At 70.1% G+C, this 12,611-nt stretch carries 12 protein-coding genes and 1 tRNA gene; 7 read left to right on the forward strand and 6 right to left on the reverse strand.

Features of this window, described 5'->3' with window-relative positions:
* Window positions 1-31 precede the first annotated feature (31 nt).
* Complete coding sequence (gene argS / locus AKH00_RS03460) at window positions 32-1,696, reverse strand: arginine--tRNA ligase (protein ID WP_050721296.1); 1,665 nt, start codon at window positions 1,694-1,696, stop codon at window positions 32-34.
* Window positions 1,697-1,766: 70 nt separating this feature from the next.
* On the opposite strand from argS, the gene AKH00_RS03465 reads away from it, so the two are divergent.
* Both AKH00_RS03465 and AKH00_RS03470 read left to right on the forward strand, forming a co-directional pair.
* Entirely contained in the window at window positions 1,767-2,573 is an 807-nt protein-coding gene (locus AKH00_RS03465) for an SGNH/GDSL hydrolase family protein (RefSeq protein ID WP_082297375.1), read from the forward strand.
* A 16-nt stretch (window positions 2,574-2,589) separates the two neighbouring features.
* Window positions 2,590-2,662, forward strand: a tRNA-Arg gene (locus AKH00_RS03470).
* A 222-nt stretch (window positions 2,663-2,884) separates the two neighbouring features.
* Here the strand turns inward: AKH00_RS03470 and AKH00_RS03475 are convergent.
* The 3 genes from AKH00_RS03475 to AKH00_RS03485 all read right to left on the reverse strand — a co-directional run bounded on the left by AKH00_RS03475 (window position 2,885) and on the right by AKH00_RS03485 (window position 5,980).
* The gene (locus tag AKH00_RS03475; RefSeq protein ID WP_050721298.1) at window positions 2,885-3,478 is read right to left on the reverse strand and encodes a DUF305 domain-containing protein; all 594 of its coding nucleotides are present in this window, start codon (window positions 3,476-3,478) and stop codon (window positions 2,885-2,887) included.
* A gap of 83 nt (window positions 3,479-3,561) precedes the next feature.
* Entirely contained in the window at window positions 3,562-4,209 is a 648-nt protein-coding gene (locus AKH00_RS18480) for a DUF6153 family protein (RefSeq protein WP_442922367.1), read from the reverse strand.
* Window positions 4,172-5,980 carry a glycoside hydrolase family 15 protein gene (locus AKH00_RS03485; protein WP_050721300.1) on the reverse strand — a complete coding sequence of 603 codons (1,809 nt, stop codon included), beginning with the start codon at window positions 5,978-5,980 and terminating at the stop codon, window positions 4,172-4,174. Before AKH00_RS03485 ends, AKH00_RS18480 begins: the two co-directional genes overlap by 38 nt.
* Before the next feature lie 76 nt (window positions 5,981-6,056).
* Here AKH00_RS03485 and AKH00_RS03490 point away from each other — a divergent pair, with 76 nt between their 5' ends.
* Window positions 6,057-7,457 (forward strand): glucose-6-phosphate dehydrogenase, encoded by a 1,401-nt coding sequence (locus AKH00_RS03490; RefSeq protein ID WP_050722017.1) that lies wholly within the window; start codon window positions 6,057-6,059, stop codon window positions 7,455-7,457.
* Here the strand turns inward: AKH00_RS03490 and AKH00_RS03495 are convergent.
* Complete coding sequence (locus tag AKH00_RS03495) at window positions 7,444-8,373, reverse strand: AEC family transporter (protein ID WP_050721301.1); 930 nt, start codon at window positions 8,371-8,373, stop codon at window positions 7,444-7,446. The genes AKH00_RS03490 and AKH00_RS03495 overlap by 14 nt on opposite strands.
* Before the next feature lie 55 nt (window positions 8,374-8,428).
* Window positions 8,429-8,926 (reverse strand): CGNR zinc finger domain-containing protein, encoded by a 498-nt coding sequence (locus tag AKH00_RS03500; RefSeq protein ID WP_235556674.1) that lies wholly within the window; start codon window positions 8,924-8,926, stop codon window positions 8,429-8,431.
* 125 nt (window positions 8,927-9,051) lie between these two features.
* Here AKH00_RS03500 and AKH00_RS03505 point away from each other — a divergent pair, with 125 nt between their 5' ends.
* Genes AKH00_RS03505 through AKH00_RS03520 form a run of 4 tightly spaced genes read left to right on the forward strand, consistent with a single transcriptional unit; the run spans window position 9,052 to window position 12,491 of the window.
* Window positions 9,052-10,452, forward strand: coding sequence for a threonine/serine ThrE exporter family protein (locus AKH00_RS03505; RefSeq protein ID WP_050722018.1), 1,401 nt, complete (start codon window positions 9,052-9,054; stop codon window positions 10,450-10,452).
* Window positions 10,453-10,512: 60 nt separating this feature from the next.
* A complete protein-coding gene (locus tag AKH00_RS03510; protein WP_200903788.1) occupies window positions 10,513-10,977 on the forward strand; it encodes a MarR family winged helix-turn-helix transcriptional regulator in 465 nt (154 codons plus the stop codon).
* Window positions 10,978-11,036: 59 nt separating this feature from the next.
* Window positions 11,037-11,459 carry an organic hydroperoxide resistance protein gene (locus AKH00_RS03515; RefSeq protein ID WP_050721303.1) on the forward strand — a complete coding sequence of 141 codons (423 nt, stop codon included), beginning with the start codon at window positions 11,037-11,039 and terminating at the stop codon, window positions 11,457-11,459.
* Window positions 11,460-11,513: 54 nt separating this feature from the next.
* Window positions 11,514-12,491, forward strand: coding sequence for a zinc-binding dehydrogenase (locus tag AKH00_RS03520; protein WP_050721304.1), 978 nt, complete (start codon window positions 11,514-11,516; stop codon window positions 12,489-12,491).
* Window positions 12,492-12,611 lie beyond the last annotated feature (120 nt).

A 12,611-nucleotide genomic window follows, 5' to 3' on the forward strand; every position in this document is an offset into this window, starting at 1 on the left:
GTCTGGATATCGGACCGATCGGATAACGCGACTACTTGCGCTCGGGCGCGGACACACCCAGCAGGTGCAGGCCGTTGCGGAGCACCTGACCGGTGGCGTCGTTGAGCCACAGGCGCGTGCGGTGCACGCTCTGCACGGGCTCGTCGCCCAGCGGGATCACCCGGCAGTTGTCGTACCAGCGGTGGTACAGACCCGCGAGCTCCTCCAGGTAGCGTGCCACGCGGTGCGGCTCGCGCACCTCCGCGGCGAACGCGACGACGCGCGGGAACTCCTGCAGGGCGCCGAGCAGCGCCGCCTCGGTCTCGTGCGTCAGCGTCTCCGGAGCGAACTCCGAGCGGTCGACGCCGGAGTCGGCGGCGTTGCGGGCCACGTTGTGCGTGCGCGCGTGGGCGTACTGCACGTAGTGGACCGGGTTGTCATTCGAGGGCTTCTGGAGCAGCTCGGGGTCGAGCGCCAGCGGCGAGTCCGCGGGAGAGCGCTCGAGCGAGTACCGCAACGCATCCGTGCCGAGCCACTCGCGCAGGTCGTCCATCTCGATGATGTTGCCGGCACGCTTACTGAGACGCGCCCCGCCGACCGAGACGAGCTGACCGATCAGCACCTCGACGTTCTTCTCCGGGTCCTCACCCGCGGCGCCCGCGATGGCCTTGAGACGGTGCACGTACCCGTGGTGGTCCGCGCCGAGCAGGTAGAGCTTGTACTCGAAGCCGCGGTCGCCCTTGTTGAGGTAGTACGCGGCGTCGGCGGCGAAGTACGTGTACTCGCCGTTCGAGCGGCGGATCACGCGGTCCTTGTCGTCGCCGAAGTCGGTCGTGCGCACCCAGACGGCGCCGTCCTGGTCGAAGACGTGCCCCTGCTCGCGCAGCCGGTCGACGGCCTGGTCCACGAGGCTCACGCCGTTCTCGTCCTCCGCGTGCAGCACGCGCTCCGAGAACCAGACGTCGAACTCGACGTTGAACTTCGCCAGCGATTCCTTCTGCTCGGCGAGCTGGAACCCGTAGGCGAGCTCGCGCGTCACGAGCAGCTGCTCCTCGTCCGGGAGGTTCAGCAGATCAGGGCGTGCCGCGAGCACCCGCGTCGCGAGGTCGCCGATGTAGCTGCCGGCATAGCCGCCCTCGGGCGTCGGCTCGCCCTTCGCAGCAGCGAGCACGGAGTGCGCGAAGCGCTCCATCTGCACGCCCGCGTCGTTGATGTAGTACTCGCGGGCCACGGTCGCCCCCGATGCGGCCAGCACGCGCGCGATCGCATCGCCGAGCGCAGCCCAGCGGGTGTGGCCGATGTGCAGCGGCCCGGTCGGGTTCGCGCTCACGAACTCGATGTTGACGGTCTGGCCGGCCTGAGAGTCGTTCGAACCGTAGGCCTCACCCGCATCGACGATGACCTTCGCGAGAGCGCCTGCGGCGGCGGCATCCAGGCGGATGTTGATGAAGCCCGGTCCCGCGACCTCGGCGGTGTCGACGCCGTCGACCTGCGCGAGTCCGTCGGCGATCTGCTGCGCGAGCTCGCGGGGGTTCGTGCCGAGCTGCTTCGCGAGGCGCATCGCGATGTTCGACGCCCAGTCGCCGTGCTCGCGGTTGCGCGGACGCTCGAACACGATGTCCGATGAGGCGAGCGCGAGAGGCTCGCCCGGACGTCGTTCCTCGGCGATCGGGGCGAGGACGGCGAGGAGGGCTTGGGCGAGCGTTTCAGGATTCATAGACTGACCAGTTTACGGCGCGTCGCGATGCGGAATTTGCGCAGGGCCGAACGTGATCTACAGTCATGCCATGCTTCCCGCCGCCACCCGCCGCCGTCTGCCTCTCGCAGGCGTCGTGATCGCCGTGACCCTCGCGCTCGCTGCGGTCGTCCTCGGTGTGTGGCGCCCCTGGGTCGGAACCCCTACCACAGACCCCGTCGGCGCCGCCGCGGCAGGCGAGGACGTGGCCGCGATCGCCCCCGCGCCGCTCGCCCTGCCCGAGCATCCGACGGTCCTCGTGTTCGGCGACTCCTGGACGTACGGATCGGCCGCCACCGTCCCGACGGAGGGGTACGCCTACGTGCTCGCAGGACTGCTCGACGGCGAGACGATCGTGAACGGCGTGAGGGGCAGCGGCTATCTCAAGCCCGGCATCGACGGCCCGACATTCGGAGAGCGCATCGCGGCGCTGGACCCCGAGCTCTCCCCCGACCTCGTCATCATGCAGGGATCGATCAACGACCGCGCCCAGGGCATCGCGGGCTACCGGGACGCCGTGAACGCCGCGTGGGACGCCATGGCCGCGAAGTACCCGGACGCGACGATCGTGATCCTCGGTCCCGCCCCGCACGAACTCCCCGTCGGCGACGCGACCGCGCGCATCGACGCCGATCTGTCGGAGCTCGCCGCCGCACGCGGCTGGTGGTACATCTCCCCCCTCACCGAGAACTGGATCACCGACCAGAACTACCTCTCGGTCATCGACGTCGAGATCGGACGCAAGCACCCCTCCACGGACGGACACCGCTACCTGGCGCAGAAGGTCGCCGACGCACTGGCTCGACTGGGCGACGCGCCCGCGACCGAGGCCGGGTCGGAGACCACCCCTCAGCAGTGATATCGTCGTTCGGTACGCCTCCGTAGCTCAGTGGATAGAGCGCCGGTTTCCGGTACCGTAGGTCGCAGGTTCGACTCCTGTCGGGGGCACAAGACACACGAGAAGGGCCGTCTGGATCAGACGGCCCTTTCGCGTTCCTCGGCATCTGCCACCGAGCCCTCGACTCCCAGGCCTGCGCACATCGCCTGGCCTTTTGGGCCGCACCCGGACGGCTGAATTCCGTGTCACTGCTCGATCTCGTTGCAATGGAATCAGAGACATCGAGAGCGATGGGTGGGGCCCCACCGTCTGGCAGCGCCCCACCCGCGGAGTCACAGAGACGCGAGGATCTCTTCCATCCTGGCGATCTCGCGTGTTTGCGCGTCGATGATCGCCCCCGCGAGAGCGATGGCGTCGCCGTTCCGACCGTCGTCGATCTGCTTCTGCGCCATCTCGACGGCGCCGTCGTGGTGCTGGATCATCTGCTGGAGGAACAACCTGCCCGCATCTGCGCCTGATGCCTCTTCGAGAGCCTGCATGTCTTCGTCAGACATCATGCCGTCGCCATGCTCCATGCCCTCCATGCCGGACGTGTCAGCGCCCCATTCCTCGAGCCACTGTTCCATCTTCTGGATCTCTGGCGCCTGAGCGGCCTTGATCTCCTCCGCGAGGGCGACGACTCGCTCGTCGACGCCCTCTTTGCTCAGGAGGATGTCGGACATATCGATCGCCTGCGCGTGGTGTTCCTTCATCATGCCGGCGAACATGATGTCGGCGTCGTTGGCGTCGGCGGATGCCGGGGCGGAGCTGCTGCTCCCGTGATTCATACCGGGCATACCGCCGCCCGACGTGGGGCCGGCACACCCGGTGAGGGCGAGCATGGCGGCGAGAGTGATGGCGGTGGTCGCCACAGCACGGTTCTTCATGATGGTTCTCCAAGAGTCGACGATGGTACCCGGCGGGATCACCGAGCGCGGATGCGACGCCCACGGGTCGGGCGTCCCATCCCTCACGTGCGACTGATGCGGAGTTCGGTCAGAGAAGGCGGACGGAGCGGACGACTCGAAACCGCTGACCATGCCAAGGGGCGCTGGACGCATGACCCACGGCCGGGCGAGCGCCACCACGCGGCAGCGCGCACGAGCAGCAAGACCCCGACCAGGAGCGCGAGCACGCACGCCATCCAGGCCATCCTGTGACCTTCCGTGCGGTCCGGGCGGGATGCACCGTCCGCGGAGTCCGCGGAGTCCGCGGCGTGTCCGTCGGCCGAGGTCATGGCTGGTGCGGCGCGCTCGTGATGCGACTCCGCCGGAGCGTTCGCGACGACGACATCTCCGCCGTGCGCGGATGGTGCGGCGTGGGTGTTCATCGTGTGCATCGCCAGGAGTCCGACGATGATGCCGAGCGCGACAGTCACGGCCACGACCATGGTACGCGCGAGGCCGCACCGACCGTGCGCGCACCGAGCGATCCCGATCAGCATCCACTCACCTCCTCGTCCGCACAGCAGACATCGACACACGGAGTATACCCCTATGGGGTATACGGTGGCTATCGGTGACCGGGCCACGCCGCCGGCGTGCCCGAGCTCCCCCGCACGCAGACCTACGCCGCCGCCCTCACCCCCGGGGCCGGTGGGCCCTGCGTGCCAGCGCATCCGCTGCCCGCACGAGCGCGAGGTGCGAGAACGCCTGCGGAGTGTTGCCCAGTTGACGCCCGGCGCCCGGATCGTACTCCTCCGACAGCATCCCCACGTCGTTCGCGAGGCCGCACAGCCGGTCCATCAGCGCCTCGGCCTCGTCGAGGCGCCCCGTGCATGCGTACTGCTCGACGAGCCAGAACGAGCAGGCGAGGAACGCTCCCTCCGAACCCGAAAGCCCGTCGACGCCGGTCTCGGTGCGGTACCGATACACGAGCCCGTCTCTCACGAGTGTCTGCTCGATCCGCTCGACCGTCGCGAGCATCCGCGGGTCGTCCGGGCGGCAGTAGCCCACCTGCGGGAGCAGCAGCAGGGAGGCGTCGACCTCGTCGGTGTCGGCGTGCTGCACGAAGTGCCCGTCGCGCACCCCCTTCTCGTCGATCTCCCTGCGCATCCGGTCGCGCAGGCCGCTCCATCTCTCCACCGGGCCGTCGAGTCCATCCTCCTCGACTGCCCGCACACCGCGGTCGAACGCCGCCCAGATCATCACCCGCGAGTGCGTGAAGTAGCGCGGCTCCCCGCGGATCTCCCACAGGCCCTGGTCCGGCCGCTCGATCTGCTCGGCGGTGAACCGCAGCAGCTGCCTCTCCAACGCCCAGGAGAACTCGGATTCGCGTACCCCCGCGGCCCTCGCCGCCGACAGGGTCACGATCACCTCGCCCACCACATCGGCCTGGTACTGCGTCGCCGCCCCGTTGCCCAGTCGCACGGGACGCGAACCCTCGAACCCGGGAAGCTGCGGCAGCTCCCGCTCGGTGATGTCGCGCTCCCCCGCCGGACCGTACATGATCTGCAGATCGGCGGGATCGCCCGCCACGGCGCGCAGCAGCCACGTGCGCCAGCTGTCGGCCAGACTCAGGAACCCGTGGTCGACGAGCGCCTCCAGAGTGAGAGCCGCATCTCGCAGCCACACGTACCGGTAGTCCCAGTTGCGCTCCCCGCCGATGTCCTCGGGCAGCCCCATGGTCGCCGCGGCCGCGATGCCACCGGTCTCGCGGTTCGACAGCGCCCGGAGGATCAGCAGCGATCGCACCACCTCGGCGTGATGCGGACCGGAGTGCGCGATCCTGCCCGCCCACTCCCGCCACCACTCGGCGGTCTCGGCGAACGCGACGTCCGCGTCGAGCAGCGCGGGCATGTCCCGGTGCGAGGGGAACCACGTGAGGTGCAGGTCGCGCGTCTCCCCCTCGCGGATCGAGACCTCACCGGTGTGCTCGTGATCGTTCGGCTCCAGATGCGCGCCACGGATCGCGAGCGCGTCCGGACCGGCCATCGCGACGAGACACGGCTCGTCATCGGTGCCGGTCTGGCGGACCCATGGCATCGCCCGCGCATAGTCGAAGCGGAGCGTGAGGTGCTGCGCGAAGGTCATCTCGCCCCGGATGCCGACGATGCGGCGCACCACGTCGGTGCGCAGCGCCGAGGCCTCCGCGTCCGCGCCCGCGCCGACGGGCATGACGTCGTGCACCTCGGCGACCGCGTCACCACTCGTCCACCGGGTCACGAGCACGAACGTATCGCCCTCGTAGCGACGTGTGCTCACGGCATCCGCGTCGATCGGGCGCAGCAGCCAGCGGCCGTGATGCTCGTCGCCGAGGAGCGCTGCGAACACCGAGGCGGAGTCGAGTCGCGGCAGACACAGCCAGTCGATGCTCCCCGCCGTCGAGACGAGCGCCGCCGTGCGGCAGTCGCTGAGCAGGGCGTAGTCCTCGATCCGTGCGGTCACCATCCGCAGTGTGCCATGACTTCGCCCTCCGCGACCACGGGGTGGCGCAGGTACTCGGCGAATGCATACCCTCGACGGCATGACCAGTTCGTCACGGACCCTGCTCATCCTCGGAGCGTCGGGAGACCTCACCTCCCGTCTGCTCCTCCCCTCGCTCGGCGCACTGCTCGCCCGCACCCCCGACCGCACGGTGAACGTCCGCGGTGCCGGCCGCGACGAATGGGACGAGGAGCGCTGGCGCACCACCGTGACCGAGGCCGTCGGCACGGCCGCCGCAGGCCAGGTGACGATCCGCGACTACACCGCTGCCGATGTGACCGACCCCGCGGCTCTCGGCGCGCTCCTCGCGACGGTCGGCCCCGGTACCGTGCTCTACTTCGCGCTGCCGCCTGCGATCACGCGCAAGGCCGTCGAGGCGCTGCGCGGCGTGGATCTGCCGGACGACCTCGTGCTCGCCATGGAGAAGCCCTTCGGCGACGACGCGGCGAGCGCCCGCTCGCTGAACGCCGCGCTGACCGCGCTGGTGCCGGAGGACCGGATCTTCCGGGTCGACCATTTCCTGGGACGCTCGATGATCCTGAACCTCCTCGGACTGCGCCTCGCGAACCGCATGTGGGATCCGGTGTGGTCGGCCGAGCACATCGAGTCCGTGCTGATCCGCTTCGACGAGTCGCTCGCACTGGAGAACCGCGCGGGGTACTACGACCATGCGGGGGCGATGATCGACATGATCCAGAGCCATCTGCTGCAAGTGCTGGGGCTCGTGGCGATGGAACCGCCGGCGACGCTCGGCGAGCGCGACCTGCGCGACGCGAAAGCCGCGGCCCTGCGAGCGACTCATGTGTGGAGGGATGCGCCGGAGACCGCGTCGCATCGCGCCCGCTACACGGCCGGCACCGTCGACGGTAAGGACATCCCCTCCTACGTCGACGAGGAGGGTGTGGATCCCGACCGCGGAACCGAGACGCTCGCCGAGGTCGTGTTCGAGGTCGCGAACGAACGATGGGCCGGCGTGCCCTTCGTGCTGCGCTCCGGCAAGGCACTGCCCGCGAAGCGCTCCGAGGTCGTGGTCACGTTCCGTCCGGTGCGACACCTCCCCGCCGGTCTCTCGCACGCGCCGCGCGACGGCGGGCGGCTCACGTTCGCGCTCGGGCCCGACCGGATGACGCTCGGCGTCCACGTGACGAGCGGCGACGAGCCCTTCGACCTCCGCGAGGAGGATCTCGTGGCGGAGATGGGACAGGGCCAGCAGCGCTCCTACGAGGAGGTGCTCGACGAGCTGCTCGACGGCGACGTGACGCTCTCGGTGCGGGCGGACGAGGCCGAGGACTGCTGGCGCATCCTGCAGCCGCTCCGCGACGCCTGGGCCGCGGGGACGGTGCCGTTGCAGGATTATCCGGCGGGCACAGCGGGCCCTGACGGATGGCCGAGCACGGTCGATCCGGCCGCGGTCGCGGAGGCCGCCGTCACCGCGTCGTGACGACCTCGAGCACTGCGAGCGCGAGCGGCACGGTCACGAGTGCCGCGACCGTCTGCACCCCCGTGATCGACGCCATGAGCCGGTGATCGCCGCCCATCCGTCGCGCGAGCACGTAGGCGGACGGGGCCGTGGGCACGGCGGCGATGACCACGACCGCGGAGAGGACCACGTCCTCGATCCCGAGGGCTGCGGCGACGAGCACCGCGAGCGCCGGCAGCACGAGGAGCTTCAGCAGCACCGCGATGCCGATATCGAGCAGATCCCGCCGCCGGAACGCGAGTGTGAGTGCCGCACCGGCGATGAGAGTCCCCGTCACGAGCGCCGGTGCCGCGAGCAGATCGAGCACGGTCGCGACGGGCCCGTCGAGCCGGAGCCCCGAGACGTTCACGACGATCCCGATCACGCATCCTTGGATCAGCGGGTTGGTGACGAGCTCGCGTCCGAATCGCGGACGGGTCTCTTCGACGCCGTCGCCCCACCGGGCGAGGGCCGAGACGCAGACCACGTTGACGAGCGGCACCATGACCGCGCTCGCGATCGCATAGGTCGCGATTCCCTCCTCGCCGTGCAGGGCGGTCGCGAACATCAACCCCAGATAGGTGTTCACGCGCACGGACCCCTGCACGAGCGAGGTGAGGCGGGCACCGGTGATGCGCAGGAGTCGCGCGGCGCCGAGCAGGATGCCGAGCACGAGCAGCACGGGTATCGTCAGCGCGACCGCCAGCGGCCCGATCGGCACGGCTCCGAGGTCGGCCCGGCCGATCGAGGTCACGAACAATGCGGGTGTGAAGACCCGGTAGCTCATCCACTCCAGACCGCGCCAGAACGAGGGGTCGAGCGGCGCCCGGTGGCGCAGGATCCAACCGATCACGAGCAGGACGACGACGGGCAGGATGGCGGTGAGGGCGAGAGGCACTCACTGAGAGTCCTGCAAGGAGTCAGAGCCTTTCAACCATGACAGTTCGCGACCCTCAGGTTCTGCCCCGATGCCGATGCACGGCGTCGTAGTTGCCGCAGCGTGCGGAGCAGTAGCGCCGCCGACCGTTCCTGCTCGTGTCGACGAAGACCGCGCGGCACCCCGCCCGCGCGCAGGTGCCCAAGCGCTCCCCCTCCGACTCGACCGCGAAGATCGCCAGGCCTCCGGCAGTGACCGCGCGCACCCGACCGACGATGTCGTCGTCCTCCGGGGTGAAGTGCAGATGCGGGCGGCGTCCATCGTGGGTCGTGAGGTAGACGCCTGTCGTGCCGACGGTGAGCAGCGCGTTCACCGCGACCGTGCGCGCATCCGGGTCCTCCGCTGCGAAGACGGCACGCAACCGCGTCGACCACTCGATGAGAAGCTCTCCCTGCTCTCCGGTGAGCTGCGGACGTCGGATGTCGTGATCGGCAAGGATCGCCTCCAGCGCCGGTCGCCCGATCCCGGCTGCCGCGGCGTTCACGAGAGCAGCCGACAGGTGGACGCCGGGCATATTGTCATGGGCGAACAGCATTGACCGATTACACCACGCGCAACCCCGGCGACGGTACCGGCCCGGATCCGAGCCGCGCCCGCGCGGTCGCACGCGCACTCGGGGTCGAGGGGAAGAATGGAGGCATGCCCTCGAACCCGCGCCGGCGACTGCTCGACTCCATGCGACGGATCCTGCACACCGACCCGTCGAGCGTCGCGCACACCGAGATGATGCCGATCATCGATGAGCGCACCGTGCCACGGGTGCTCGACCTCGCCACTCGGATCGGCGAGGCGATGTTCGCGGTCGGCGCCTCGGCGCACGAGGTCACTCTCGCGATCGTCCGGGTGAGCGAGGCCTACGGATTGCGCGGAGTGCAGGTCGACGTCACCTACAACTCGATCACGGTGTCGTTCCACCTGAGCGGCGAAGCCTGGCCGGAGACGCTCGTGCGCGTGGTCCGCGTCGCCGCCCCCGACCATGCCAAGCTGCAGCGCGTGCAGGCGCTCGTCGCCGACATCGACGACGGCCTGGACCTGGAATCGGCCCGCACCTCGTTCCGAGCGATCAGACGGATGCCGTTCCGCTACCAGCAGCCGGTCGTGATCGTCGCGCGCGCGATGCTCGCGGTCGGCGTCAGCATCCTGCTCGGCGCCTCCCCGGTGATCGTCGGGCTGACCTTCCTCGCCGCGCTCGGCGCGGCGCTGACCCAGGCGGGCCTCGCACGCATCCAGGTGCCGCTGTTCTTCAGCCAGATCGCGGGAGGGTTCGTGACGACGATCGTCGCCGTCGCTGTCTCGGCGCTGGGCTCGGCGGGGATCGAGCCCTTCGTCGGCATCCGCCCGTCCATCATCGTCGCCTCGGGAATCGTGCTCATGCTCGCGGGACTCACCGTCGTCGGCGCGGCGCAGGACGCGATCGACGGCTTCGCGCTCACCGCGGGCGGCCGCATCCTCGACCTCACGATGCAGACTCTCGGAGTCGTGATCGGCATCCTCGTCGGCCTGGAGCTCGGCGGGCTGCTCGGGTTCACGATGGACCTTCCCGACGACCCTGCGCCGTTCGGGCCGCTGCTGGGCGTGTTCGCGGGCGCGATCATCATCGCGGTCGCCGTCGCGGTCTTCAACGGCGCAGGGCTCAGGATCATCCTCGTGAGCGCGTTGCTCAGCGCCATCACGATCGCCGGTTACACGGGGGCTGTGACGGTGAACGTGCACCCTGCGGCTGCGAGCGCGATCGGCGCCCTGCTCGCGAGCTTCGTCGGCGTGCTGATCGCGCACAATCTGCACGTGCCGTCCGTCGCGGTGACGACGGCGGCGATCGTACCGCTCGTGCCGGGCGTCGCGGTCTTCCAGGGGCTGCTCGAGATGGTGCACGCGGGCGGCACGACGAGCGGCGTGGTGGGGGCGGGTGGCTCGCTCGTCGGCGCCGCCGTGATCGGGATCGGGCTCGCCTCCGGAGCCTCGCTGGGCCTCTACATCGGCACTCCGGTTCGCGCGACGCTCTCCGGGGTCTCGAAGACCCGCGCGCGCCTGCGCCGCTGATCCGCGTCTCGGATCGCCACGTTCAGGTGATGCACAACTATGTTGTGCACAATACTTGTCATGGCCGTGACCGATGAGATGGTGTGCTTCTCGCTCTACTCCGCCGCCCGCGCGACCACGCAGGCGTACCGTTCGCTGCTGAGCCCCTGGGGACTCACCTACCCTCAGTACCTCGTCCTCGCGATCCTGTGGAACGAGGGAGAGCAGAGCATCGGCGCACTCGGCGAGGCGATGCAGCTCGACTCCGGCACGCTCTCCCCGCTCGTGCGTCGGCTCGAGCAGGCCGGCTACGTCACCCGCGCCCGGCGTGCCGGCGACGAGCGCGTCGTGATCGTGCAGCTCACGGACGCCGGTGTCGCCCTGCGCTCCGAGGTCGCGCCCGTGCATGCCCGCGTGGCCGCGCTCGCCGGCATGGCGGACGATGCCGACCGCCTGCGCCTGATCGCCGAGCTGCGAGAGCTCACGACACTGCTGCACACGGTCGCCGCCTCCGACGACCCCGCCCCGGTCACCCGCACCTCCTGACCCCCGCACCTCCTGACCACCCGCGGTCGCCGACCGCACCACCGGAAGGAATCCTCACGATGGAAGCCCTGTACACCGCAGAAGCACTCGCCACCGGCGCCGGCCGCGACGGCCGCGTCGTCACCGCGGACGGAAGTCTCGCGTTCGACCTCGCGATCCCGAAGGCCATGGGTGGCAGCGGAGACGGCGCGAACCCCGAGCAGCTCTTCGCGGCCGGCTACGCCGCCTGCTTCCACTCGGCCCTGCAAGCCGTCGCCCGCACGCAGAAGGTCGCTATCGCCGACACCTCCGTCGGAGCGCGCGTGCACATCGGCTCGAACGGGCAGGGAGGCTTCGGCCTGGCTGTCGAGCTCGAGGTCGTGATCCCGGACCTGCCGCACGACGAGGCCCAGGCGCTCGCGGACGCCGCCCACCAGGTCTGCCCCTACTCGAACGCGACCCGCGGCAACATCGAGGTCACGATCACGGTCGCGGACGACTGACCCGTCACCCCCGACCGACACCGCATCGAACCGGAACCCACGAGGAGAACACCCATGCGCGCACTCATCCATCACGCCTTCGGCGCCCCCGAGGAGGTCCTCGCCGTCGAGGATCGCCCCCTGCCAGAGCCCGGACCGGGCCAGGTCCGCCTGCGCATCGTCCTGTCGCCGATCCACAACCACGATCTCTGGACGGTCCGCGGCACGTACGGTTTCGTGCCGGATCTCCCCGCCGCATCCGGCACCGAGGCGCTCGGCATCGTCGACGCGCTCGGCGAGGGCGTCGACGGCCTGAGCGTCGGTCAGCGCGTCGCGACCGGAGGCACCTTCGGCGCGTGGGCGGAGTACGTCGTGGCGAACGCCGCCGGGCTCATCCCCGTCTCGGACGCGATCGACGACGAGAGCGCCTCGCAGCTCGTGTCGATGCCCTTCAGCACCATCGCCCTCCTCGAGTTCCTGGGAGCGAAGGAGGGCGACTGGATCGTGCAGAACGCAGCCAACGGCGCGGTCGGACGGATGCTCGCGCAGCTCGGTGCCGCGCGCGGCATCAACGTGCTCGGACTCGTCCGCCGAGCGGGCGGAGTCGATGAGCTGCGCGCGCAGGGCATCGAGAACGTCGTCGCGACGGATGCCGAGGGCTGGCGCGACCGCGTCGCCGAGATCACCGGCGGCGCGCATATCGCCCACGGCGTCGACTCGGTGGGCGGCTCGTCCGCGGGCGACGTCCTGTCGCTGCTCGGCGAGGGTGGCACGCTCGTGGCCTTCGGCGCGATGCAGTCGCCGGTCATGGAGATCGCCTCATCGGACGTCATCTTCAAGCAGGCGGTCGTGAAGGGCTTCTGGGGCAGCAAGGTGATCCCCTCGCTGGATGCCGCGACGCGCGGTGCCCTGTTCGGCGAGCTGATCCAGCGCCTGACCGACGGCACCCTCACGCTGCCCGTGTCGGCGGTGTTCGACGCGGCCGACATCTCGGATGCCGTGCGCGCGAGCGACACCGCCGGACGCGTCGGCAAGGTGCTGCTGAAGTTCTGAGCCCGCCGACACGGAGTCTGCGCCGGGGATGTCCGACCCCCGGTGCAGACTCCGCGCATGGACATCGAACTCCTCCAGCCGGCGGGCCTGGTCGCCAGTCCCGCCGTTCCCGGCGCGATG

It is taken from the genome of Microbacterium sp. GCS4 (assembly GCF_001262495.1).
Taxonomy (GTDB): Bacteria; Actinomycetota; Actinomycetes; order Actinomycetales; family Microbacteriaceae; genus Microbacterium.

Coding starts and splice junctions, on each gene's coding strand:
- argS (WP_050721296.1), bottom strand. CDS start 1,696: ATGAATCCTGAAACGCTCGCCCAAGCCCTCCTCGCCGTCCTCGCCCCG.
- AKH00_RS03465 (WP_082297375.1), top strand. CDS start 1,767: ATGCTTCCCGCCGCCACCCGCCGCCGTCTGCCTCTCGCAGGCGTCGTG.
- AKH00_RS03475 (WP_050721298.1), bottom strand. CDS start 3,478: ATGAAGAACCGTGCTGTGGCGACCACCGCCATCACTCTCGCCGCCATG.
- AKH00_RS18480 (WP_442922367.1), bottom strand. CDS start 4,209: ATGCGCTGGCACGCAGGGCCCACCGGCCCCGGGGGTGAGGGCGGCGGC.
- AKH00_RS03485 (WP_050721300.1), bottom strand. CDS start 5,980: ATGGTGACCGCACGGATCGAGGACTACGCCCTGCTCAGCGACTGCCGC.
- AKH00_RS03490 (WP_050722017.1), top strand. CDS start 6,057: ATGACCAGTTCGTCACGGACCCTGCTCATCCTCGGAGCGTCGGGAGAC.
- AKH00_RS03500 (WP_235556674.1), bottom strand. CDS start 8,926: ATGCCCGGCGTCCACCTGTCGGCTGCTCTCGTGAACGCCGCGGCAGCC.
- AKH00_RS03505 (WP_050722018.1), top strand. CDS start 9,052: ATGCCCTCGAACCCGCGCCGGCGACTGCTCGACTCCATGCGACGGATC.
- AKH00_RS03510 (WP_200903788.1), top strand. CDS start 10,513: ATGGCCGTGACCGATGAGATGGTGTGCTTCTCGCTCTACTCCGCCGCC.
- AKH00_RS03515 (WP_050721303.1), top strand. CDS start 11,037: ATGGAAGCCCTGTACACCGCAGAAGCACTCGCCACCGGCGCCGGCCGC.
- AKH00_RS03520 (WP_050721304.1), top strand. CDS start 11,514: ATGCGCGCACTCATCCATCACGCCTTCGGCGCCCCCGAGGAGGTCCTC.